This is a genomic window from Paenibacillus praedii (genome assembly GCF_049725345.1).
Taxonomy (GTDB): domain Bacteria; phylum Bacillota; class Bacilli; order Paenibacillales; family Paenibacillaceae; genus Pristimantibacillus.
Genome location: NZ_JBMWAM010000004.1, coordinates 1 through 24,185 on the forward strand (window position 1 = coordinate 1; position 24,185 = coordinate 24,185).

Genomic DNA, 24,185 nt, shown 5'->3' on the forward strand with positions numbered 1-24,185 from the left:
TCTTTAGGCATGAAAAAACTCCCCTTACAGTAGCAGGTTTTATTATTTCACCTGTCTACCGTATGGGGAGCATATCAGTCTGCAGGGTAGTCCCTTGTTTTTATAAACCTGTCCGGTACGGGTGGACGCAATAAGGCGCATGGATACGCGTTACATCTTCACGTTAATAAGCGGTGTCAACTCGATCGAGCAGTCGACTTTTACTTTCATGCGAGACCATATGATTTGCCATTCTGCTTTGCTGATTGGCTTTGCCCACGGGGATATCGTGAGCTCGCCGATATGGAACGGATCGACGTCCCATTGCTGCAGCTTGGCGAATAAAGCTGCGATTTGATTCTCCATAAAGTTCTCCAGCTCTTTAACATGAGCTTCGAATTGCTTCTGCTCATAGATGTTTTTATTTCCGCGATATTCCTCCAGTCTACCCGTCAATTTGAGTTTGATGGTTAGCTCTGAAAAGTTTTTATTCAATTTTTTATGTACTTTAGCCCTCATATGGCCAATGGTAACATGGTGTTCGGGTATCGGAAAATATTTGACGTAGTGATTGTTGTTGATTAACTGCAGCAGCTTCTCGTCCTTCTGCTTTACGGTAGTGACAAGCTTGTCTTTGTTGAACAAGGAAGTCCCCTCATATTCAAATTTATCCTTGCTAGCCTTGAAAGAAGGCAGGATTGGATTTGCTAGAGGAGCGTGAAGATCCTTCAAATAATGATGCAAATTGATGATCGTCAACTCGCCCTGGTTATTTTTTTCATAATGCTTGAACATCCGATACAAGTAGTAGTCCAGGTTTTCCTGCTTGTTGATTTGGGCGGCAAGATAACTATTCAGGTCCCCCTCCGCGATTGCAAGATAGAGATGGTGGGAGATGTCAGGATCAACGATCATAGAGCTGAGCAATTCCCCGATTCCTTTCTTCGCAAGCTTTTTATTAATGAACAACATACGCAGCTGGCCCATCTTCAGCTCTCGATTGTACACCAAATTAAAGTTGTTGCCGCCTTGCTTAATCATGCTGACATTTTGCGATAGCAGATGCTTCTTCTCTTTAATAAGGGGCGGTACGATGGTGCTGATGGTGAACTGCCCTTCATCCGTTTGATCCAAGGACCAGAAGATAACAGGAGCGAGCTCCTCAACCGTTTTATTCTCGACAAAGGGTAAGCATGCGGGCAGCAGGAGAAGCATACTCAGGGTTGTTCCTATCGCAATAATTTTTCTAACAGCTTTCATACGATACGCCTCTTTCTTATGACGGCAATGGCCAATACAACAGGTACAAGAATATATGTTGTCGCCCCTGCTGCCATTTGAAGCTCAAGCCAGAATTTTTGCAGGGCGCCGACCTTCCAAAACCATTTTTCTATAATAAGCATACAGCTTGTCACTAGAACCCAGCATGCTATTAATCCGAGCCGGCTCGTCATCGCTCGCTGCTTGCCCGCAACGATTCGTAATGCTCCATAGAAGCATAATAAAAGTAAGGATAAGATATAGATGTAAATAATCATATGGCAAGACACAAGGAGTACGTCGATACGCTCGAAAAATGGAAATTGCACATATCGGCCCATATTCAAAATGGGGAACGTAATGGTTCGGATGTAGCCCGATCCGTAGAATAATAACGTGGCTATGAATATCAAGATGTACTCCACAATACTGAAGGTATTCGCAATGGTCAGGTAAGTTAATGGCCTGCGCTCAGGCCGGAGCCACGGGACGAGACAAACCAAATACTCAGGTCCGGATAAGGCGGATAACAGAAACAATGGTGCCTTCCAATGCTGGACGGTCCATTCGGTAGGCACGATAGGATACAAATCTCGCAAGGAAGCGGCCTCCGTCAAGTAGAAAGGGCCGAATAGAAAGAGGATCCAAATACTGCTCAAAAACATGATCGGGATGAAGCGGATCGTTGTGCCCATGCCTTGTGACGCCATGTACAAGCTGACGATTATGGGGAACAGGATAAGCCAGCCGCGGTCCATCGATGGAAATACGAACTGATGAATTATATCGGCGGACCCGATGGTGATGACGATCATTTTAATAAATATGAAAATGATGCCGATCCCAGCTAACAGACGAACCTTGCGCTCACCTAGCAGCTCTGTAAAGCCCTCGTAGCCCATAGCCGGATAACGAGAGGAGAACCATTTGGAGAGGAAGGTCAGAAGCAGCTGGGATAGCAAGCCGACGGCTATAATAACCCAAACCATATAAGGCTCGGCTAAATAGGCGGGCATGATGAGGATGAAATATAAGATCTGCAAACGATTGATGAGCAGCATGACGTATATTCCGTCGGAGTGATTCGTGTTGGCGAACAATGAAGGCTTTTGCACGTCATTTTCTCCTTTGACCGTAGCGCCATTTTTGTAACGGATGTAAATACGCAGGACGCTCTTTCATCAAACGCAATGGGCCGCGAATAAACAAGTCAAGCCAATCCTTTCCGTAAAAAGGCGTAACAGGTGCTAGATAGGGCTGCTTCAAAGAAGTCAGGCCATTCAAATGGGCAAGCAGAAGGAGGATTCCTAGAATCATGCCTGGAATGCCTAGCAAGGAAGCCAGAACAAGAAAAACAAATTGAATGAGCAGGCTTGATTTCGACATCAAATAGTTTGGAACAAGAAACGATGCAATCGTAGAAATACCCATCAATACAATAAGCACCTTGCTGGCAAATCCAGCCTGCACTGCAGCCTGTCCAATGACAATGCCGCCAATAACGCCTAGCGTCTGACTGGTTTTGGACGGCATACGAAGGCTGGCTTCCTTGACGATTTCTACGGTAACCAGCATAATCGCCGCTTCCCAGAACGGAGTGAACGGCAGCTTGCCTCGCGATTCCAGAATGACAAACAAGATTTGCAGCGGGAGCATCTGATAATGATGCGTTGTTAAAGCGACATACATAGGGATAAGCGAAAGCGCAATAAAAAAGCTCAGAAAGCGCAGGCAGCGCAAAAAGCTGGCAACCAGCCAACGATTAATATAGTCCTCAGGCGATTGAAACAAGTGAAAGAATGTAACAGGAGCGATTAACACGAACGGCGTGTTGTTGACCAGTATGAGCAGCTTGCCTAAACCAAGCGCGTAGGCGCAGGAATCCGGCCGGTCAGTTTGCAGAAACTGCGGGAATATGCTGTACGTATGCTCCTCCATGAATGCAGCCACTTGAGAAGAATCCAGAAATAAATCAAAGCTGATCTTTTGAATTTTCTCGCGGGCAATTGATACGTACTCCAGGTTAGTCAATCCTTCCACATACATGAGTACGACGGTTGTTTGGCTAAGTGAGCCTACGGTGAATCTTTCCGCTTTGAGTTCTGGAACGGGAAGCCTTCGGCGTATCAAGGTTAAATTTTGCTCCAGCTGCTCACTGAAGCTGTCCTTAGGCCCGAATAGGATGGTTTCTGTCTCAGATGACTCGATGGAGCGGCTAAGCGGACTGGCTAACGGTATGGTTAGCCACTGCTGAAGAGCTTCATTGTGCAGCAGAACACAGCCTTGAAGCAAATGCTGGGTGGCTTGCTCTAAAGTGTCGACATGCTGTGCGGGAGACACGCTCGCAACCTGCCCGCCATTCTCATGGACATAGCGCTGAAGCGGCTTCAGCACAGCTTCATTAATGCGTTCTTGATCGATTAGCGTGCGAATGAATATGATTGTGACTGCTTTGCTCTTCTCTGTGCGCAGCTCAACAAATTCCGCATCGCTCATATCAGCGAGCACTTGCTTGAGAGCATCCAGCGAAATAGGCTTCTCAGCCGCTGCGGACAGAGAGGGCTCTTGCTGCTCTTGCTTTGTTTGACGTGTACTCTTTGTCCAGAACATAGATAAACCTCACTCACTCGTACTGATGAAATGGCAATCGATAACTATGCAACCTATTATGAACCTTTTGACGGAAAATCATTCCGAAGGTGGAATTAGCTCGAAGCGGTAAAAAGAAGGGCTGTCCGAAAGCAGATGATGCTTTCGGACAGCCCTGTATTTTATGAAAGAAAGATGTGAATGCTAGGCTGCTGAGATGCCGCTTGCTCATCTAAGCAGTGATAAATCGAAGGCCGGTACGAGACCTTCCTCGGCGGCGCGGCCAAGCAATGCGTTTACGGCGGCATAGCCGTCCTCCCCTAAGCTCGCGGTAAACTCGTTAACGTAAAGATCGATATGCTGCTGAGCCACATTCGGCGAGAGCTCCTGTGCGTGCTGCATAACGTATGATTTGGACGCTTCCGGATGAGCCCATGCATATTCAACAGATGCGCGAATCCACCCGGCTATCGCTTCGGTATCGAGTGTCCTTTTGGCAATAATGGCCCCGAGCGGTATCGGCAGGCCCGTATCGGACTCCCACCAGCTTCCAAGATCGGTTAACATCGTTAAGCCATAGGATGGATAAGTGAAGCGGGCCTCATGAATGACCAGACCAGCGTCGATCTTGCCGTCGCGAACGGCAGGCATTATTTCATGGAAAGGCATGACGACAATTTCGCGTACGCCCCCTGGAACTTGCCGGGCAGCCCATAGACGAAACAATAGGTATGCAGTCGAGCGTTCGCTTGGCACGGCTACGCGCTTTCCGGACAACAAAGCGCCTCCTGCCTGCTGCCCGGAAAGCGTTGTGCCGTCAGCTTCTGCCGCTTCGCCGTTAATTAATACGAGCGGCCCGCAGCCTCTGCCAAGCGCACCGCCGCAGGAAAGCAGCTTATAGTCTGACAATACCCATGGCAAAGCCGCATAGGAAATTTTCAGTACTTCGGGTCCTTCTGAATTGGCTGCCCAATGGTTCGTGATATCGATGTCCGCATAAGTCACATTTAGCTCAGGAGCGCCGGGCACAAGCCCATGCGCCAAAGCGTGGAAGACAAATGTATCGTTCGGACAAGGCGAGAAAGCAATATTCATAGCAGTACCTCCTTGATAGCTTTACTTGCGGCTTCTAACGAAGCCAATGCATCACCGATTCGCCAGGCCGCACGATCGCGCGGGCCGACCGCATTGGAGATCGCGCGAAGCTCGATCACTGGAATGCCGAATCCTGCAGCGGCCACAGCAACGCCATAGCCCTCCATGGCTTCAGCGGCGGCGCCAGGCACTCGCAACGTTAATGCCTCTGCGGTTTTTGCCGTTCCGGTAGCCGTTGTAACGGTTAATACGGCTCCGCTGCAGACAGGCAGTTCAGTCCTGCGAATGGCATCCATGACGCGATTGCTCCATTCTGTGCTGACAGCAGCGAGAGCGGTGCCGAATCCGAGCTCGTCCAAGCTGAGGAAGCCATCCGGTGTTTCAGCGCCAAGATCGGCAGCGACAATCTGATCGGCGACAACAAGCGAGCCAATATCCGCTTTGCCTGCAAAGCCGCCGCCAATTCCGGCGCTTATCACCAGCGTATAGCCCTCTATTATTAGGGCAGCGGCAAGTGCAGCCGCTGTTATACTCGCGGCGGCCGCCGACCCGACGCCCGATGTAATGACATCCACGCCTTTCTTTCCCTCCAGGCCGCGAAGCACAGCTTCCTTCTCGGCATCTACAGCAGTTACAACCAGCACACGCATTTCTTCATTTCCTGCCTGTATTGAAGATTCGATCAAATGATTTTTTTTCATTTTCTGCGCCATCTCGTGGAAGCCTCCTTAGCCAATCGTAATCTTGCCTTCGGGATATCGGTACAAATCCTTCTTCGAGCGTGAATTCAAAGCAAATGCCAATGTAACGGGCCCTAGCCGTCCAACAAACATAAGCAGGATAACAATGAGCTTGCCGGTGTCTGTTAAATGACTAGTTAACCCCGCTGACATACCTACTGTACCATAAGCGGAGGTTGCTTCGAACAGAAGGGCCAGGAACGATCCCGACTCTGTGATGGATAGAATCATCGTCCCCGCGCAAATGATGGCGAAGGCGATCATCGTAAACATAATGGCCTGATGGATTTGTTGTTTGGCAATCCGGTAACGGAACAGCACGACATCGTTTCGCCCGCGAACCATAGTGATCATGGCACCAATGAGAATGGCGAACGTCGTCACGCGAATGCCGCCCCCAGTCGATCCGGGACCTGCGCCGATGAACATAAGCAGGATAAGGAAAAATTGCGTAACCTCCCGAAGCATGCTTGGATCGAGGGTGCTTAACCCGGCGGAGCGGGCTGTAACAGACTGAAAGGCAGCGCCGAGCAGCTTGCCGCTGGCTGATAAGGGCTGAAGCGTATGCGGATTGGAGAATTCCAATGCGAAGATAACGATAGCCCCGACAGCGGTGAGTATGCCGGTAACGAATAAGACGACCTTGCTGTGCAGGCTGAGCTTGCGTGTTTTCGGAAAGGTGACAAGCTCGGAAATAACGATGAATCCGATGCCTCCGAAGAAGATCAGCAGCATCGCTACGATGTTAATAAAGGGATCCTCCACATAATGAATGAGGCTGCTTGCGCGTTCCGGGAACTGTGAGAACAAATCGAAGCCTGCGTTATTGAAAAATGAAATGCTGTGAAAAATACCGAAGTAGATCGCTTGTCCTGCCGGCATTTCCAGCATGAAGTAGCTGCTGAGCAGCACGGCTCCCGTCAATTCGATAACGAGCGCATAGAGCAGAACTTTGCGAATCATACGTACAATTCCCTCTGTTGAGGCGTAATTCATAGACTCTTGCAGCACGAGACGCTCGCGGAACGAGATTCTTTTGCGGAACAGAAGGGCAAAGAGAGTGGCCATTGTCATAAAGCCCAGACCGCCGATCTGAGCAAGCAAGATGATAACGGTCTGTCCGAAGAAGGAGAAATGCATGCCTGTGTCCAAGACGGTAAGCCCCGTTACGCATACAGCGCTGGCAGACATAAATAAAGCATCGAGATAGGAGAGAGTATTCCCCTCCGTAATCGAGACAGGGCGTGATAAGAGCTGTGCTCCAATTAAGATAATGATAATAAATCCGAAGGTCATCACCTGCGGGGGACTGGGCCTAAACCGTATTTTTTTGCGTACCGCGTCTACATTCAGCATTTGTCAAGCCCACCTGTCTCTTTCTTGCTGGATTAATCATTCCAATCTGTCTGAAAGAGCATTGTCTGCTCCAATGCTCTCCACCTTGTTGCGGCCGCTATGCTTGGAGCGATAAAGAGCGACGTCCGCCACGCGGAGCAGCGCTTCTATAGGCTCCTTGGAAGACTTCGCCTCTGTCACCCCGAAGCTTGCCGTAATGGTTATGGCCTTGGCGGAGCTATATAGCGGTGTTGAGGCAATTTCATTGCGGATCTGCTCTGCAATATGCACAGCCTGAGCAAGGGAGGTGTCCGGCAGGCATAACGCGAATTCCTCTCCCCCATAACGACTGAACAGGGCGGTATTATCCAGCTGTTGCTGACAAATATTCACGACATGCTGAAGGGCGAAATCTCCGACACTGTGTCCATAGCGATCATTAATTTGCTTGAAATGATCGATATCGAACAGGATGAAAGAAATCGGCTGATGGGTCTGAAACGCGATTTCGAGCAGCTCTCTGCTTTTATCCATAAACGTATTACGGTTATAAGTAGAGGTTAAACCATCGATTTCAGCGAGATAACGAAGCTTGTTCTGCAGCAGCGTATGCTCGGTGACATCGATCATGACAATCGTTTTACCGGCGACTTGACCGTTTGGCTTCAGCAGATTGGAGGCTCGAACCCGATAATAGAATGTTTCTTTTCCGCGAATCCATTTGAACTCGTGTTCATGCTCACCGGAGGGGTCCAAATCCGCGATGAAGGCGCCGGACTCCACGCCGCGCTGCCAGACCTCCTCCAGCTTCTTCCCGATAGCCGAAGAGGTGAGCGCAGGTATAATCTGCGATGCCGCTCCGTTAAAATCCATAATTTGGTTCGATAAATTAAGCACTAGCACGCCGTCGCGCATGCTTTCGAATATATGCTCGCGTGCGATGGGAGACACAGTAAGCATTCCTGTCGAGTATATTGAGAAGATATAAAGCGCCGATGTAACTCCCATAAGAATAGGCACGGGATCCGTGCCAAACGGAGTAAGCCCCAGCACATATAAGAGCGCGCCTACCATCGGGAGGAAAATACCGAAGGCCATCGTCACCATTTGCTTGCGGTAGATTGCCTTTGTTTTGCCCCAATAATTGAGCAGCAGAAATAAGCTGGCGAGCATAGTGCCGAACATATAGCTACCATTCACGTAATACCATACCCCGGGTATGACGTCAACCATTGGCGTCGGCGTATCGGAACGCAAATACATGTCTTTATAAAATAAATGATGATATGCATTGGTTGTCAGCAGGAGCAGGGTCATGGCAGGAATGACGAACAGCCCCCATGCTTTCCTGGGAGCGGTAAATTTATCTAGTCCTACATAGTGCATTACAAGCAGCAGACTGCATGGAGCGATGAAGGGCATGCCCAAATACTCGATGTTGATCCAGAAACGAATTTCCTGAAGCGACTCACTGGCCAGCTCGAAAGCGAAAGCAAAGATGTATATGGCCGATAGAGAGGTTGACCACATAAATGCCTTCATGCCAGAGAAGCTTGTTTTGTTGAAGAAGGCATATATGGCAAGGAGAACGCTAAGGACGCCGGAAATGATGACAACGATAATATATTGGGATGTGGATGAAGCAAAATTGATTAACATAAACGACTCCAAATGTAGCGCTAGGATTGATCTTACTAAGAGGCAGCACAGAATGCTGCTATGGCTACGGAGATATTTTAACATAAAAATTTAATGAATATAAAGGAGCTTACGTCCCTTATTAATTACACGGGCGATTATACGCAAAATAAGTGTAATAAACACGAAATAAACACCGAGACTCGTCCCCGGTGTTTATTCCTTGCTTGTCAGTGCAGGCTCTTTGTGATCTAACTGTTATCTGCAGCCGTTGGCAATGTAATTTCCACGAACGTTCCTTGGCCGAGCTCACTTTGGAAGACGATGGTTCCTCTGTGTCCGGCAATAATTTGTTGGCTGACCATGAGGCCAAGGCCGTTCCCGTTTTCCTTCTTCGTGAAGAAGGGCTCTCCAAGCCGCAGTAGATCCTCCGCGGCAATGCCGCCGCCCTGATCTGTAAATCGCAGCACAATCGCTTCGTCGCCTTCGCGCTTGAGTGCAACGTTAAGCTCGCCTCCGCCGGGCATTGCTTCTATGCCGTTTTTTATAATATTGACGAATACTTGCTTTAGTTGATTCGCCTCGCCGATAACTTTAGGCAGATTCTCCTCTGCTGTAAGAATAAGCTGTACATTGCTAATCTTCGCTTCGGATTCCAACAGCAGCAAGACATCATTGACGGTGCTGGCCACTTCAATAGGCTGGTGACTGCTTGCCTGAGGCTTGGCGAAGATGAGAAATTCACTTACGATCATATTAATCTGATCCAGCTCGCCAATCATAATATCGAGATGATCAGGTGACAGCTTCCCGGATTGCTTCTGAAGCTGTACGAAGCCGCGCAATGTAGTGAGCGGATTGCGAACCTCATGCGCAACACCAGCGGCGATCTGGCCAACGACCGACAGCTTCTCGGAGCGTCTAATCATCTCCTCCGCCTGCTTCCGGGATGTAATGTTCCGGGAAATCGTGGCGATCGCAATTATGATGCCGGACTCATCCTGGATCGGAGAGATGGTAATACTGAGATCAATGAGTGCTCCTGACTTCGTGTATCTTACCGTTTCGAAATCCGTCACAGAGCCGCCGTTAAGTACGGTTGTTTCTAGCTCCTGTTGTGAGCTTGCATAATCAGGAGGCACATTATCCAAACGCAGCCCAACAATTTCATCCTCGCTCCAGCCATACATTTTCTCGAACGCTCGATTGACTTGCGTAATTCGGCCAGCCAAATCGGCAACATGAATCGCATCAGAGGTATGATTGACGAACGATTCCAAATACTGCTTTGTGCTGCGCAGCTCTGCGGCCGCATCCTTTAGCTGCGTTGTATAGCTGTGTAAGTTATTGCCCATCGTATCGACCCGCGAAGCGAGCAAGCCGAGCTCATCTTTGCTCCGAATCGTAATGACTTCTCCGAAGTTGCCTTCAGCAATGGCGTTTACTTTGTTAAATATTTGGTTCAAGCCGCGCAGCATAAACTCTGCAATGAAATAGCTGATAAAAGTCGTAGCAAGAATAAGACCGAATGAAATGAAGGTTTGCATAAGAAGCTGTCGGTTAAGTGGCGCTTCAATCACCGCATTATCAAAGGTAATGGAGATGACGTACGATTTTTCAATAAAAATAGGAATAAAAGTTTTCAGTACTTGTCTATCGTTTATAGTTATTTTTGCGTTAATGGGCGCATTGCTTGCTATCGCTTGTTGAATATAATAGGAATCGTTCTCTTGGTCTTTGAACGTATAAGTGCCAAAAGGAATGTCCCGCACATCCAAGTTGTAAACAGGAATTCCTTGCTTCATTTTAATGATCGGGCTTTTCCCAAAGAAATCGGGATCAAATCCGGTGATTTCCAGCAGATTTGGATGATCAGCGACTATTTTTTTGATCAGGGCATTCGTTCCCGCGGATTCGTCAAAATCCAGAAGCGGCTGCGCGTTAACGAACGGATTGATCATATAGTTCGTGGTGCCGTCGTAATAGTTGCCCCATTTTCGAATTTTGTTAGGATCAGTGTCGGCAAAATTGAAGGGACCTGACCAGAAGTTATCCATCTTTTGTCCTTCAGGAATTGTCACCTCTTGATTATCATACAGCTGCATGAACGCCTTATGCCAATAATCCCAACCTTTAGAGCTGGCGCCCAGTTCTTTAGGATCCGAGGATTTGCGTACAATGTTATCATTGCCCGTCCTCTGCCAGAGCGTAATACCCTCGACCCCCAGCCTTTGGCTGAGCTCGACAAGCTGCTCATTTTGAATGTTGTTGATATCGGGTCCAAGCTGCTCCTTGGCTGCAAGCGCTGCTGCCCGAAGCTTCTCGCCGATTGTATCCTCCATAAACTGTAATGCGGTTTCAGAAGCTTCAAGTGTTAGACCAATTTGCTTGGCAATACCTAGAACCTGCTCCTCATGGTTGGTCTGGATTTCGGATTTGGTTGATATGTAATAGATTACTATGCTAAGCGCCAATGTAATGGCGACGATTATGGATATGGAGAAGGCTAGCTTGGCTTTAATGGACAACTATATTTCCCCCTATTATCTAAGGTGTACTTCAATACAATTTGACATTGCGCGACAAAATCCTGTTTCACCGACATTAAAGGAGGAGAAGCGGTATGCTTCTCCTCCTCTAATCCTATATATACATGGGGCTTTAAATAACGATAACCTCTTATTTTGTTACACGCGTGTAAACTGCTCTTCTTTCAAATACTGCTCCGCTTCCTCGTACGTCTCGAAGACAGATTCCAAGTTCAGATCAGCATACAAATACCAGAGGTCCTCTTCGAATAGCAGCGTGAGAATGGCATCGTCCGGACCGGTCCAGCGCTCCTCCTGCGGAGGCTTTCGTTTCTTTTTCTTACTGCTTACTGGCTTCTCTGGCGGCGCAATAGAGAGGGAGTTGATCGATTTCCCGATAAGAGAGCGAAGCTCCGCTTCATTGAAATCGCGAATATTGACGAGGCCCTTCTCATCGGTCTCTATGCCGTCCACGAGACCGGCGAAAACATAGCCGTTACCATTGCGGTGAAGATGCTGGACGACCGTCTTTTTTTCATGCTGGCTTTCTTCATAATGGAAGTTCACGCGACCGAGAGAAACATCCTTCCGCTCCAGCTCAGGAAAGGCTTCCATGATAGCGAGCTTCTGTTCAAAGGATAACATAGATTTCTTTCTTCCTCCTTAAAGGTTTGCGCAGCAAACCTGCATCGTAAGCATAGGCTAAGGTTTGCTGTGATGCTAGTGATTATACCACATACGGCAGGAGGAAGCGGTTAAACGTCCTTTTTCTTCGTAAGCAAAATGGCAGCGCCTGCAAGAATGATTACAATGGCAAAAATCGGCTGGCTAAGCACAAAGCTGCTGTAGAGGGAGCCAAGCGAGAAGTTCATCTCTTTCTCTGGGTGATTGTATGCGGTGTCAAGGTCGGTCGAATTTCCGAGAACGCTCCCGATTGCAACATATAACGGAAATGGTTCCTACGAAACGACATTTTACACCTCTTGTTAAGTTCTATGAAAGCGCTACAATTAAAGTATTAAGAGGTAGGAGGTGATAATATGAGCCAAGAACAGGATGTCTTTCAGGAAAATGCGGAAGAGGTCGTAGAACTGGTATCGGAAGAGGCTCCAGCAGAAGAAGCGGCCGAGCAAGTTGAAGCAGCTGAGGCTGTGGAGGCGGGTCAGGACGAAGAAGCGGAGGAAGCTGCTGCAGCAGTGGAGGAAGCTTCAGAGGAAGAGGCGGCAGAAGAGGAAGAAGTAGCTGCCGATGAGGAAGAAGCGTCTGAAGAGCAATAATGATATCTATCATTTTAAATTATAAAGTAGAGAACTGCTCCCGGGTCACAGTTTACTGTCGACTGGGAGCGGTTTTTTTTATTCTGTAAAGTAAAAATTGAAAGGTGCTATCGTTGAGTAATTATGCTATGATACCTTGTGCTTTATTTTTCATATTTAGGAGAAGGTGACATCATGGCAACGGCAGCAGCCGGGAACGGTCCAGGACAAGCGGAGAAGGAGCAGAAGGGATTAAATCTGTTTTTTCTGACTTGGCCTATCTTTTTGGAAATCTTTTTGTTTATGCTGATGGGAATTACCGATACGCTGATGCTGAGCGCGATTTCAGACAATGCGGTATCGGGGGTTGGGGCATCGAATCAATACCTGCACATTGCAATTTTACTATTAGAAGTAATCGGCAACGGAGCATCGATTGTTGTCGCGCAATATATCGGATCCCGGAAATTTATTGAGGCTGCCAAAATATCAGCGCTGGCGGTTACGCTCAACCTGGCGGTGGGGCTCTTCATCAGTTTTATGTTCGTGCTGTTCGGCGGACAGTTGCTGCAGTCGCTGAATTTGCAGGGCGAAATTCTTGAGCATGCTAAAAGCTATTTGGCAATCGTAGGCGGAATGATCTTCCTGCAAGCAATTATTAACTCGGTAGCAGCGATCATTCGGGTTCATGGCTTTACGAAGGAAGCGATGCTTGTGTCGCTTGGAATGAACGTTATTCATCTTATTTTGAACTATTTGCTGATCTTCGGTAAATTCGGTTTTCCGGAGATGGGTGTGCAGGGTGCAGCGATATCATCGGTTATCAGTCGTTTTCTGGCGCTCATCGTGTTTTTCTGGCTTCTTTACAGGATCATGTCGGTTAGAGTGGAGCTACATTATTATTTCACGCTGTCGAAGGAATACATCTTTAAAATTTTGAGAATCGGTATCCCGTCTGCACTCGAGCAGGTCATGTATCAGGCTTGTCAAATCGTCTTTTTGTTCTATGCAACCTATCTCGGAGCGGCTGCCTTGGCAGCTAAAAATTACGCTAACAATATTTCGATGTTTACGTATTTGTTCGCCTTTGCAATCGGCATGGGTACGGCGATTATTGTCGGCAGGCTGGTCGGGGCGGAAGACCCAACGCAGGCTTACCATCGGGTTTGGAAAAGCGTACGTTATGCAAGCGTCGTTACGCTCGCAGCCGTACTCCTCGTTATCATTTTCCGTGAGCCGCTCATGCGCATGTTCACTGACGATGAGGAGGTTATTCGGTTAGGGGTTAGCGTTCTTCTGCTGAGTATTGTGCTGGAGACAGGACGCACGATTAATATTGTCCTCATTAACTCGCTGCGGGCAGCGGGAGATGCAAAGTACCCGCTGTGGATCGGCATGTTCTCCATGGTTATGATGAGCTTGCCGCTAGGTTACTTCTTTATCTTCCACTTGGAGTTAGGCTTAGCGGGCATATGGCTGGCAATAGCAGCGGATGAGTGGCTGCGCGCCGTCATTATGTTCTTCCGCTGGCGGAGCCGGGCATGGGAGAAGCACTCGCTGGTCAAACGCGACCATAAGGAGCCAGCGGTTGTAGCGCATTAACAATGCGTCCCGCAGCTGCCGGGCACTGCGTTACTTGTACTGGTGCTTGTGCGTCAGTCCGTATCGTTGTGATCCGAATAGAGGAGCAATGTTGCTCTATTCGGATCTAACTATACGTCTTAAATAGTCAAGCATTCTTTCTTCATCCTTCGGATTAACCCCTCAAACCGTCTCCTAACACGTCCTTTTCACGCGATTTAAAGGTAGAAAGCAGCGCTCTATTCCTCCAATGCCAATCAATTCAATGGGCCATCACCTATGTTTTGCAAATTTTCAAATTTCACACGATAGGAAGAGGATATGATCGATCACTAAATAAATTAAAATTTTAATTGACAAATTCAGGTCAGCACTCTAGAATAAAAACATACATAAATTAAGTTAGTACATTGCAAAAAGTAAGTAAACAAACACATCTTTAGGAGGAATTTTAAAATGGCAAAATCCCAATGGACAATTGACCCGACTCACAGCAGCATCGATTTCTCGGTTAAGCACATGATGATCGCGAAAGTAAAAGGTACGTTCCACGCGTTCGAAGCAAACATCGTAGCAGATGCGCATGACCTGACTTCGGCTGACATTCAGTTTACTATTGACCTGAACACCGTGGATACTCGCAATAACGATCGCGATAATCACCTTCGTTCTGCTGACTTCTTCGACATCGAGAAAAACCCTAATCTTACATTCACAGCGACAAAGATTACAAAAACAGATGATGGTGAATACACGATCGTTGGCGATGTGAACCTGCATGGCATTACTCGCTCCGAGACATTCAAAGCTAGCTTTGAAGGCGCCGGCAAAGATCCATGGGGCAACGAAAAAGTTGGATTTAGCGCAGTTGGCAGCATCAAACGCAGCGACTACGGCTTAACCTACAATGCTGCTCTAGAAACAGGCGGCGTTCTTATCGGCGACGAAGTAAAAATCTCTATCGAAATCGAAGCAACACAACAAGGCTAATCCCAAAGATTAGCTTTACTATAGAACGGCTTATCAGGCAGCAGCCTGATAGGCCGTTTTTTATTATTCTCTTGGGAGCGTGGATGCGGGGACGGCGCAAACTGATTTTCTGGAGGTAGAGCGCTCGCGAGGCATATCCGTAAGGGCCGCGGCGACGATTAAGCGCCAGATATGGCCTCGCCGCTGGGAACGCGGAAGCGGCTTAACCTACAGCTCGGTCGTGCGTTCGGAGAGGCTGCTGGACAGTTATCAGAATGAAGTGGCCAGACGTGTGCCTGAAGCGCTGCAGCGGGGCTTTTTTGGCTGGGAGGTCACGGATTTGAAGGTTACGCTCGTCGAAGGGGAGCATCATGTGTGGCATACGCATCCGCTCGATCAATCGAAATATATTTTATCCATGCGCAAAGCGCTTGCCGGATCATAAGGGCGGCCGCTGAAGCGCCTGTTCATGATTTCAAGGCATCCGCAATCGGGCTAATGTCGATGTTTACGTTTTGCTGCGGCATTTGCGCGGGATGTCCCTGATTGCTCGGCTGCCTTGGCTTCTCCGGCGGGTATCCGCTTATTCCCATAGACGCTGCCAATGCCATACCTATTCCATAGGCAGTTAGCGCTGTCATATTCTTTCTGCGTTTCAGGGCTGGTAAAATAATAGGGTTAATCATGTGGATCCTCCTTCATGAATAGTGGACACGCTGCTCGAACATACCGTGCCACCCCCATCTTTTAAACTCATTAAAGCATTTTCAATCATATTGCCTTATACCGAGTACATCAGTTTGCCAAGGTGGAGCAGGTCATTCTTTGTAAAGCTGATCCGGAGCTTTCGGAGGTGCTGCTACAGGAGATTACAGCGAACGCTGAGGAGCTGCTTCAATGTATGGAACTGCCTTACCGGGTCATGGCGGTTTGCACCGGCGATATGTCGCAGAAAACGTATAAGCAGTACGATATTGAAACGTGGATGCCGAGCCGCGGGGCATACGGAGAGACGCAATCGTCGTCGAGTCTGCATGACTTCCAGGCGCGCCGCTCGAATATTCGGTATAGAGACGAGAACGGCATGCTGCGTTTTTGTTATACGCTTAACAATACGGCTGTGGCAAGCCCGCGCATTCTCATTCCGCTCCTGGAGAACCATCAGGAGGAGGACGGCTCGATTCGAATGCCAGAGGCGCTTCAGCGCTATATGGGCGGTCTGAAGCGGATAGTCGCTAAATGAAAAAAATGGTGATGCAGGAGCTGCCCGGCATCACCATTTTTTATATAGCAGCACTACGGGACATGCTTTTATGCTGCGTCATCGTTCAGTTGGCTTAGCTGTAATGCATGTTGCAGTTGACTTGGTTCTTATGCATTTTGCAATTTTAGCACCCATCGGGCCCGCAGACCATTCCTTCGCCATCAAACCCGGCTGCAGTCTGTTTGGCTTGCTCGTCTTTAATCGCTTGCTCAATCGCTTCTTGCGATTGAACGCCTCGAAGTACGGTTTCGCCGATAATGATCGTCGGAACGGCCGAAATTTGCGCCTCATTATACGAATGAGCCAATGCTTCCTGATGTGCTTCCCGGTATTTTCGGCTAACTAATGCCTCGCGAAACTCCGCCTCATTCAAGCCGATCTCACCGGCAAGCGTAACCAAAACGTCGATTTCGCCGATATTTTGCTCCTCCTGGAAGAAAGCTTGGAACATTCGGTGGTTATATGCATTGCCCTTGCTGTGCTGCTTCGCAAATTGAAAGCCTTCGAACGCCAGGTGGGTGTGCGGCTGGGGCGATACGCGCGGCAGGACCATGTGAACGCCATATTGGGCAGCCATCGGATACACAGATTGATTCCACACACGGGGCAAATATTCATCCTCCGGTCGAAGCGTCTCGTTTGGAAACGGCCGAAGCTCATAAGGCATCCATTCGACCTCAACATCCTTTCCCTTGATGGCCTCCTCCAGCGGAACCTCCGCTATATAACAGAATGGGCACACATAATCGGAATAAACTTTGATGCTTATCGTCATATTGTTCACTCCTCAAAAGTTTTAAGCAAATGCAGCTTGGCAAGCATCGTCCTAATGCACGTCTACTAAAACTATCTTTGCTTAAGGATCAGATCTTTTTCGATAGGCACTTCAAACTGGGCTCCAATCTTAGGGAGCGGCTTGCCGTCTCTGATAGTGCCGACGCCTTCCTGGCATACCCCGTATTTCTCCCACGGACATGTTGCACATAGATGGCTGATGTCCGATGGGATGATTTTATCAGCGATACGGCCGCATATATCCTGCCAGCTTCCGCGCTCGTGAGGGGCAAGACTGAGCTTCGTCAAAATCTTCTCATCCAGCTCGTAGACGGTGCCTTCACAGTGGTTGGCCTTATCTGGCGGATACGCCCGGCATACATCGTCTGGACCGGTTATAATTTCAATCTCGGTTTCCGGCATCGTCCGCAGCGTCTCATATATATCGGTCATATTGACGCAAAACTCCTCTGAGTAGCCCATCCCCCGATAACCTAACAAACATAGCAAATGATGCCCGCGCAAACGAATGGCCATCGATTTGGATACCTCCCGTGCTTAAAATGCTATATATGTTAACCATAATATCATAACAAAAGGTTTACATATATAATAAATTCACAGCAAGCAGGTATGGTGTTTATTATTCGTGCTGCACGCGATAATAGAGCTGAATCTTAGCTCTATTACTGTAGTTTCGCCTACAATATGGTTCGCACAAGTGTCTATTGAAGATACCGCTCCTGGATAAACCTCATATGGTGCAGCTCATGTCCTGCAATAATATAAGCAAGAGCGCGGACGGAAATATTGCTGTTGTTGGCCGCGCCTAATCTTGTCCACGCCTCATCCGACAAGCCTCGCAATAAAGTAAGGGTTGCGCGACGAACAGACCTATAGTCCTCAATAGTCTGTTCCATTGACCAGTCGTGGAAAGAAGAGCCCTGTATGAAATGATCCTGCTCGTAGCCAGGAAGCTGGGTTTTGTCGCCGCGCGCCGCGCGGAGCAGCCGATAGCTCATGACACGCTCATTATCCGAAATATGGCCAATGACTTCCTTCAGCGACCATTTGCCTGCTGCATAGCGATAATTCCCCTGCTCTTCTGTCACAGATACAAGCAGAGAGCGGGTGCTCTCCAGTTGGGCTTCAAGGGCGTCGATAATATCCATCTCACCCATCAAGCCGATGTATTGCTCATAATATGCGTTGTATTCCTCTTTAGACGGACGTTGACTCATGCGCGCAGCCTCCTTTTCGTTTCGAAAAGTATAGCATATGGCCGGTCGTCGTGACGCTGAAAAATATTACGAGTAAATTGTTGCTTCACGTTGAGCAGGCTGGGAACTTTTTTTGAAATTTGTTCGAAGGTGGAGAATGCACCTAAAGCTCGGCAATCGACGTAGCAGCATCACCGAATGGGTTGCTTAAGCACGCATATGTTCCTACAGCGAGAGAGTAAGAAATGTTTGAGGGCTGTAAGCACGTATATGTGCTTGCAGCCCTCAGCGTTGTGATAGCATGCCCGAGTATTTAGAGACAGCCTATTGATTTCGTTACAGCACCTGCTCCAGGAAGCGCGCGGCTCGCTCGCTTTGAGGCTTGGTGAAAAATTGCTCCGGCTTCGTCTTCTCAACAAGCTTGCCGTCGTCGAGGAAATAAATGGTGTCCGCTGCCTCGCGGGCGAACTTCATCTCGTGCGTGACGATAAGCATCGTCATGCCGCTGTCGGCGAGTGCGCGAATGACGTTCAACACTTCCTTCACCATCTCGGGATCGAGCGCTGAGGTTGGCTCGTCGAAGAGCATAATGTCTGGCTCCATGGCGAGGCTGCGGGCAATGGCAACCCGCTGCTTCTGTCCGCCGGATAAACGGGACGGATAGCTGTCGGCTTTGTCCGTAAGACCCACACGCGCGAGCAGCTCCATCGCTTTCTTGCGTGCTTCCTCCGTCGATAGGCCTTTCACCTGCGTTGGCGCGAACGTAATATTATCGATGACGGTCATGTGCGGGAACAGGTGAAAATGCTGAAACACCATGCCGATGCGCTGCCGCGCACGGACGATATCGGTCTTCGGATCCGTCATGGCAATGCCGTCGATCGTAATGGTGCCGGTGGTTGGCGTCTCGAGCATGTTCAAGCAGCGCAGAAAGGTCGATTTGCCTGAGCCTGACGGTCCAATGAGGGCGACGACCTCTCCTCGCTCTACCGAAGTGGAAATGCCTTTAAGCACTTGGTTCTTGCCGAAGGTTTTGGTTAAGTCTGTAACTTTAATCACTGCGACGCAGCCTCCTTTCCAGTCGATTCGCGAACGAGGTTAGAATGAGCACGAGGACGTAATAGATCGCCCCGGCAAACAGCAAAGCCTCGAGTGCGCGGAACTCCGTAGCTTGCACAACGTTCGCTCTCCGCAATAAGTCGGTAACGCCAATGACGGAGACAAGCGACGACTCCTTTAGCAAAGAGACGCATTCGTTGACAAGCGCAGGCAAAATATTACGGAGCGCCTGTGGGAAAATGATACGAAGCATCATTTTACGATAGGGAATGCCAAGCGCGATCGAAGCTTCACGCTGACCTTTGTCCACTGCCATAATACCGCCGCGGATTGTCTCTGACAAGTAAGCGGCCGAGTTGAGGCCGAAGGCAAGCCCGGCTGCCATCAGCGCAGGGATGTCATAGTTGAAGAGCTGAGGAGTCGCGTAATAGATCAACACGAGCTGCAGCAGCAGAGGCGTGCCGCGGAATACCGATGTATAAGCGGTAGCGAACCATTGGAGCGGCTTAATACCAGATATTTTGAACAAGGACAGGATGGTTCCCCATACAAAGCCTAATATGGCAGACACGAGTGTAAAGAGCAGCGTGACATAGATACCTTTAAGCAGATAGGGAATATAAGGCTTCAATATACTAAAATCGATATTCAAGCGCCCCGTTTGCTCCTTCTCTTCCGGAAACCACTTTTGGACAATGTCGTCCAGTTTGCCGTTCTCTTTCATCTCCGCAAGAACAGTGTTAAAGTCGTTCACGAGCGCCGATTGCTTTGGAAAAGAGATGGCGTAGCCGTTCTCCTCTTCGCCAGCTGGCACGAAATGCATGACCAAATCGGGATTCGAGCCTATCATATCAATAGCGACGGCGTCTTCCACGATTGCGGCGTCAATTCGATTAGACTTGAGCTCTAAGATGAGATCAGGAATCTTGTTCAGCTGCTTAATCTCTATACCTTCGAGGGTCCCGGCAAACAGATCCTGCGTGGAGCCGAGCTGCGTGCCTACCAGCTTGCCTGATAACGATTCGACCGTTTCAAGCGGCGCCGATTTCTGAGATACGATCGTATTGCGGGCAACGTAGTAGACATCGGAAAAATCGACATTCTGCCGGCGCTCATCGGTAGCGGACATGGCTGACATGACAAAGTCGACACGTCCAGTTTGGAGCGCGGCAATGAGTCCGTTGAAATCCATGCTAGCGATTTCCAGCTCATAACCGAGCTGAGAGGTGATATACTTAGCAATATCAATATCCATGCCGTATATTTCACCATTATTGGTCGCATCTACGTTCTCAAAGGGCGGGTAATCGGGCGAAGTCCCCATTATGAGCTTCTTCTTCTGCTCGGCGGGAGCGGCAGCGGCGCTTTGGGCGCTTACCGTTTGCGGGCCGGCCGTTCCAATCGGGAGCGATTGCCCGACCGCAAGAAACAGAAGCACGAAGGCGATGAGCGAAAAATAAATGATTTTCAGCTTTTTTCTGTTCATGATGACCTCTTTCTTCTAAGTTATTATTGTGCCTAAGCAACTTAGAAATTATATGTTTTTCACTATTCATTTGTAAATAACCAAAAGAAACGGTTTTGTCACAAAGCGGTGACGGGAATAGTCGCAATTGGATGAGATTAACTGTTATAATATCCAATACGATTGAAATCTATTTGATGCTTGAGAGGAGGTGAATACATTGTTCGAGCTGGAGCTTCATGACCTTATCCCTTATTTATTCTCGATAAGTCTGCTGTATACCCTTGCTTATGCATATGCCTCACATAGAAATACTGAGGAATATGCTTATTGGGAACGCAGTCAGACGGATCATATGATGATTATCGTGCTGCCCCGGCTGCTTATCCGCACGATACCGATTCATCAGTGGCTGGTGAGGAAGGGAAGGCGCAAGGAATCTCCCGATGACGATATAACAGATTGCATGGCCTCGTTTGTTGACGTACTTCCAAACAAACGAGGAGGATTTAAATGCAGAAGAACAATGTATTCCTTTCATCTAAAAATAAACGTTTGATCATGGTCGGCCTGCTGCTGACAGTACTGCTGCTTATTAGCGGCTGCAGCACGGCAACGGGTACGATTGACAGCGGAACACCAGGTTTTTTTAACCATTTCGTCATTTATCCGCTCTCTGCCGCTTTGCAATTCCTTGCTGATTCGTTTCATGGCAGCTATGGACTCGCAATAATTGGCATAACGCTGATTATCCGGCTGCTGCTTATGCCGCTCATGCTGAAGCAATATCGTTCGCAGCAGCAAATGAAGCATAAGATGTCGGCGCTCCAACCGGAGCTTAAGCAGCTGCAGGCGAAATACAAAGGGAAATCGGACGCCGATTCCAAGCAGAAGCTTCAGCAGGAAACGATGCTTCTCTATCAGAAGCATCAGGTTAATCCGCTTGCCATGGGCTGCTTGCCGCTGTTAATACAAATGCCGATCCTGATGGGGTTATATTCAGCCATCAAGCTGACGCCGGAGCTTGCGGACCATTCCTTCTTATGGTTTAAGCTTGGCTCCCCGGATATCGTGCTGCCGATTGTCGCTGGGATCGTTTATTTTATCCAGTTCAAGTTTTCGCAGACGACGCAGCCCGGCGCGGACCCCGCGCAGCAGAAGCAGCTTGCATTCATGGGCTATTTGTCCCCTATTCTAATGGGCGTATTCGCATTGTCGGCACCTGCGGCGATCTCGCTGTATTGGGTAACGGGCGGTCTGTTCATGATTGCACAATCGTATCTAGCCAAAAAAGTATACGTCCCGAGAGCGGATGTAGCGCCTAAGGGCAACGTATCCTAACGAAGAGTCTTCTTAATCAATACAAGCCGCATGTCCATATTATTATGGAAGAGGCAAAGGAGCGCCAGATGGCGCAGGCGAAGGCTTACATCGAAGAGGTTCGCGGTCGTGTGTAAAAGTTTTGATTATAGCAGTCCCTGAGGAGTAAGCCTTGGGGGCTGCTATTTTTTTTGTATGCCTTTTATATCATACGAATAAAGACACTTTGTGCATTCCATATGTTGTACGATCTGCTACAGCACATTCAAATGGGGAATGACGAGTCCACCGTAGGCGAAAGCGGCAACGATAACGATCGCCGGATGAATTTTGCGGAACTGCATTGCCCAGAAGGCGACAGCTGCGATGATGAGTGACTGGATGATGCCGATTGACTGGATGGAGCTTTCGGCCATTTGCCAGGTGAGGAGCAGCATCATGATGGCGATGACGGGCTGGACAAGCATCGTCATCCCCTTGACAACCGGTGATTGGCGGTGGCGCTGCAGCACTTTGAGCAGCAGGATGAGTGCGGCTGCGGACGGCACGATCGTAGCCGCCAGTGCAAGCACTGAGCCAAACCAGCCGCCGACATCGTAGCCGACAAATGCGGCGATCTTGGTTGCAATCGGCCCAGGGAGCGCATTGCCCAAAGCCAAAATATTCGAAAAATCGCTAGGCGTGGTCCATTGATGGTTCGTCACAATTTCACGGTACATCAACGGGATGGAGGCCGGACCTCCGCCGTAGCCAAGCACGTTGGCAATAAAAAAACCAAGGATTAAGTTCAGCCAATTAATCCATTCCACGTGTTACGCCCTCCTTCTGTTCCGTTTTGTGCAGCTGCTTCCGCAACCTTCTCTGCTGAAGGGCAGCAACTGTCTTCAAATGAAAGGCTCCATAGCCGAGGAATAAAATAATAACGATAGCAGGGTGAAGGTGAATGCCCTGCAGCATTCCAAACGCCAAAGCGAAAAATCCGAAACCGACATACTTACCGAGTCCCTTCACAGCCCGTTCACCAAATTCATAAGCCATCATACCGAGCATGACTGCTATGACTGGCGTAACGGCACCGATCATGCCTTGAATAAAAGCGGCGCTGCTTAAATATTGGACGAAGCTCAGCAGCAAAATCATTGCGAGACCGGATGGGACGATATGCGAAAGCACGGCGATGATTGCACCGAGCGCGCCTTTTTCTCGATAACCGACATAAGCGGCCATTTTGGTGGCGATCGGTCCCGGCAGCGCATTCGCTAAAGCAAGAATCTCGCCGAATTCCTCATCCTCCATCCATTTATAGTTCGTAACCGCTTCGTAGCGAATGAGCGGGATAACGGAGGGGCCGCCTCCGTAGCCAATGATGCCTGTCTTCATCATCGCCCATGTCAGCTGCATATAGGCATTGCCTGCTTTTGTAGTCTCCATCGTCTAAAGCCTCATTCCCATTCGACTCTTATAGCGATTAATGAGCACTTGGCAATCGACGCTCATAATGCCCGGCAGCGTGTACAGCTTCTCTTTCAGGAACAGCTCCATCTCTTGGTTGTTGCGGAAAAGCCCATGCATATGCAGCTTGCTCGGTCCAGTCATGTGATAGAGGCTTGTGACATAAGGTTCTGTAGACAGCTGATCGGCAACGGCATGAAGATGCTTGGGCTCCACCTCTACATTGAAGAATGCCGATACACGGATGCCGATTTTCTCCGGGTTAATGACAGCGGTGAACCGTTCAATAACGCCGGCATCCATTAGTGTATTGATTCTGGCTTGAACAGCGACACGCGATAGTCCGATCTCTTTTGCTAAATCTGTGTAAGATATTCTTCCATTTAAATTAAGGGCTGAGATGATTTTACGATCGATATCATCGATTTCTATCGAAACAGCTTCCTCTTGCGTCCTAAATTGCATGAGCATTTCAACTCCAATTCATGAATGAATAATTCAAGGTGTCAAAGTAAACCTGTATTTTATTACTATATGTTTAAATATAAACGGTGATTCGTTCATTTTCAATATAAAAAAATGAATTTGGTTACGTTTTAGTTGCCTAACTGCGAATATGGTGTTATTTTTAGATCATATCATTATGTTAGGTTATCTATCA

24 protein-coding genes and 1 pseudogene are annotated in these 24,185 nt (G+C 48.6%); 7 read left to right on the forward strand and 18 right to left on the reverse strand.

Annotated features, from left to right (window positions below; all coding sequences use genetic code 11):
• Positions 1–150 precede the first annotated feature (150 nt).
• The 9 genes from ACO9K6_RS05310 to ACO9K6_RS05350 all read right to left on the reverse strand — a co-directional run bounded on the left by ACO9K6_RS05310 (position 151) and on the right by ACO9K6_RS05350 (position 11,809).
• Complete coding sequence (locus ACO9K6_RS05310) at positions 151–1,239, reverse strand: Ger(x)C family spore germination protein (protein ID WP_424766506.1); 1,089 nt, start codon at positions 1,237–1,239, stop codon at positions 151–153.
• Positions 1,236–2,354: a GerAB/ArcD/ProY family transporter gene (locus ACO9K6_RS05315; protein WP_424766507.1), complete on the reverse strand. Its 1,119-nt coding sequence runs from the start codon at positions 2,352–2,354 to the stop codon at positions 1,236–1,238. Before ACO9K6_RS05315 ends, ACO9K6_RS05310 begins: the two co-directional genes overlap by 4 nt.
• A 1-nt stretch (position 2,355) precedes the next feature.
• Positions 2,356–3,849 (reverse strand): spore germination protein, encoded by a 1,494-nt coding sequence (locus tag ACO9K6_RS05320; RefSeq protein ID WP_424766508.1) that lies wholly within the window; start codon positions 3,847–3,849, stop codon positions 2,356–2,358.
• A gap of 207 nt (positions 3,850–4,056) precedes the next feature.
• Positions 4,057–4,923 (reverse strand): 1,4-dihydroxy-6-naphthoate synthase, encoded by an 867-nt coding sequence (locus ACO9K6_RS05325; RefSeq protein ID WP_424766509.1) that lies wholly within the window; start codon positions 4,921–4,923, stop codon positions 4,057–4,059.
• A complete protein-coding gene (locus tag ACO9K6_RS05330; protein WP_424766689.1) occupies positions 4,920–5,624 on the reverse strand; it encodes a futalosine hydrolase in 705 nt (234 codons plus the stop codon). Before ACO9K6_RS05330 ends, ACO9K6_RS05325 begins: the two co-directional genes overlap by 4 nt.
• A gap of 27 nt (positions 5,625–5,651) precedes the next feature.
• A complete protein-coding gene (locus ACO9K6_RS05335) occupies positions 5,652–7,019 on the reverse strand; it encodes a TrkH family potassium uptake protein (RefSeq protein WP_424766510.1) in 1,368 nt (455 codons plus the stop codon).
• A gap of 36 nt (positions 7,020–7,055) precedes the next feature.
• On the reverse strand, positions 7,056–8,657 hold the full coding sequence (locus tag ACO9K6_RS05340; RefSeq protein WP_424766511.1) for a histidine kinase N-terminal 7TM domain-containing diguanylate cyclase: 1,602 nt from the start codon (positions 8,655–8,657) through the stop codon (positions 7,056–7,058).
• Between the two features lie 230 nt (positions 8,658–8,887).
• Positions 8,888–11,164 (reverse strand): PAS domain S-box protein, encoded by a 2,277-nt coding sequence (locus tag ACO9K6_RS05345; protein ID WP_424766512.1) that lies wholly within the window; start codon positions 11,162–11,164, stop codon positions 8,888–8,890.
• Between the two features lie 159 nt (positions 11,165–11,323).
• On the reverse strand, positions 11,324–11,809 hold the full coding sequence (locus tag ACO9K6_RS05350) for a hypothetical protein (protein ID WP_424766513.1): 486 nt from the start codon (positions 11,807–11,809) through the stop codon (positions 11,324–11,326).
• A 395-nt stretch (positions 11,810–12,204) separates the two neighbouring features.
• Here ACO9K6_RS05350 and ACO9K6_RS05355 point away from each other — a divergent pair, with 395 nt between their 5' ends.
• From ACO9K6_RS05355 to ACO9K6_RS05370, 4 genes are all read left to right on the forward strand, one after another.
• Positions 12,205–12,441 carry a hypothetical protein gene (locus ACO9K6_RS05355; RefSeq protein ID WP_424766514.1) on the forward strand — a complete coding sequence of 79 codons (237 nt, stop codon included), beginning with the start codon at positions 12,205–12,207 and terminating at the stop codon, positions 12,439–12,441.
• Between the two features lie 174 nt (positions 12,442–12,615).
• The gene (locus ACO9K6_RS05360) at positions 12,616–14,022 is read left to right on the forward strand and encodes an MATE family efflux transporter (RefSeq protein ID WP_424766515.1); all 1,407 of its coding nucleotides are present in this window, start codon (positions 12,616–12,618) and stop codon (positions 14,020–14,022) included.
• Positions 14,023–14,457: 435 nt separating this feature from the next.
• Positions 14,458–14,991, forward strand: coding sequence for a YceI family protein (locus ACO9K6_RS05365; protein ID WP_424766516.1), 534 nt, complete (start codon positions 14,458–14,460; stop codon positions 14,989–14,991).
• A 79-nt stretch (positions 14,992–15,070) separates the two neighbouring features.
• Complete coding sequence (locus tag ACO9K6_RS05370; RefSeq protein WP_424766517.1) at positions 15,071–15,415, forward strand: hypothetical protein; 345 nt, start codon at positions 15,071–15,073, stop codon at positions 15,413–15,415.
• Positions 15,416–15,437: 22 nt separating this feature from the next.
• Here the strand turns inward: ACO9K6_RS05370 and ACO9K6_RS05375 are convergent, their stop codons facing one another.
• On the reverse strand, positions 15,438–15,656 hold the full coding sequence (locus ACO9K6_RS05375) for a hypothetical protein (RefSeq protein WP_424766518.1): 219 nt from the start codon (positions 15,654–15,656) through the stop codon (positions 15,438–15,440).
• Between the two features lie 95 nt (positions 15,657–15,751).
• On the opposite strand from ACO9K6_RS05375, the pseudogene ACO9K6_RS05380 reads away from it, so the two are divergent.
• A pseudogene (locus ACO9K6_RS05380) lies at positions 15,752–16,213 on the forward strand (aminoacyl--tRNA ligase-related protein); the annotation flags it as partial.
• A gap of 145 nt (positions 16,214–16,358) precedes the next feature.
• Here ACO9K6_RS05380 and ACO9K6_RS05385 read toward each other — a convergent pair.
• The 5 genes from ACO9K6_RS05385 to ACO9K6_RS05405 form a co-directional block, all read right to left on the reverse strand.
• Positions 16,359–17,009, reverse strand: a complete 651-nt coding sequence (locus ACO9K6_RS05385) for a DsbA family oxidoreductase (RefSeq protein WP_424766519.1) — start codon at positions 17,007–17,009, stop codon at positions 16,359–16,361.
• Between the two features lie 71 nt (positions 17,010–17,080).
• Positions 17,081–17,545, reverse strand: coding sequence for a DUF1284 domain-containing protein (locus tag ACO9K6_RS05390; protein ID WP_424766520.1), 465 nt, complete (start codon positions 17,543–17,545; stop codon positions 17,081–17,083).
• Between the two features lie 188 nt (positions 17,546–17,733).
• Entirely contained in the window at positions 17,734–18,249 is a 516-nt protein-coding gene (locus ACO9K6_RS05395; RefSeq protein ID WP_424766521.1) for a DinB family protein, read from the reverse strand.
• Positions 18,250–18,564: 315 nt separating this feature from the next.
• Entirely contained in the window at positions 18,565–19,287 is a 723-nt protein-coding gene (locus ACO9K6_RS05400; RefSeq protein ID WP_424766522.1) for an amino acid ABC transporter ATP-binding protein, read from the reverse strand.
• Positions 19,280–20,773, reverse strand: a complete 1,494-nt coding sequence (locus ACO9K6_RS05405; protein ID WP_424766523.1) for an ABC transporter substrate-binding protein/permease — start codon at positions 20,771–20,773, stop codon at positions 19,280–19,282. Before ACO9K6_RS05405 ends, ACO9K6_RS05400 begins: the two co-directional genes overlap by 8 nt.
• A 199-nt stretch (positions 20,774–20,972) precedes the next feature.
• On the opposite strand from ACO9K6_RS05405, the gene ACO9K6_RS05410 reads away from it, so the two are divergent.
• A complete protein-coding gene (locus tag ACO9K6_RS05410; RefSeq protein WP_424766524.1) occupies positions 20,973–21,311 on the forward strand; it encodes a hypothetical protein in 339 nt (112 codons plus the stop codon).
• Positions 21,266–22,093: a membrane protein insertase YidC gene (gene yidC, locus ACO9K6_RS05415; RefSeq protein ID WP_424766525.1), complete on the forward strand. Its 828-nt coding sequence runs from the start codon at positions 21,266–21,268 to the stop codon at positions 22,091–22,093. The genes ACO9K6_RS05410 and yidC overlap by 46 nt, the downstream gene beginning before the upstream one ends.
• Before the next feature lie 233 nt (positions 22,094–22,326).
• On the opposite strand, the gene ACO9K6_RS05420 is transcribed toward yidC, so the two are convergent.
• The 3 genes from ACO9K6_RS05420 to ACO9K6_RS05430 are packed head-to-tail and all read right to left on the reverse strand — an operon-like array spanning position 22,327 to position 23,989.
• Complete coding sequence (locus tag ACO9K6_RS05420; protein ID WP_424766690.1) at positions 22,327–22,872, reverse strand: chromate transporter; 546 nt, start codon at positions 22,870–22,872, stop codon at positions 22,327–22,329.
• Positions 22,868–23,503: a chromate transporter gene (locus tag ACO9K6_RS05425; protein WP_424766526.1), complete on the reverse strand. Its 636-nt coding sequence runs from the start codon at positions 23,501–23,503 to the stop codon at positions 22,868–22,870. The genes ACO9K6_RS05420 and ACO9K6_RS05425 overlap by 5 nt, the downstream gene beginning before the upstream one ends.
• Positions 23,504–23,506: 3 nt before the next feature.
• A complete protein-coding gene (locus ACO9K6_RS05430; protein ID WP_424766527.1) occupies positions 23,507–23,989 on the reverse strand; it encodes an Lrp/AsnC family transcriptional regulator in 483 nt (160 codons plus the stop codon).
• Positions 23,990–24,185 lie beyond the last annotated feature (196 nt).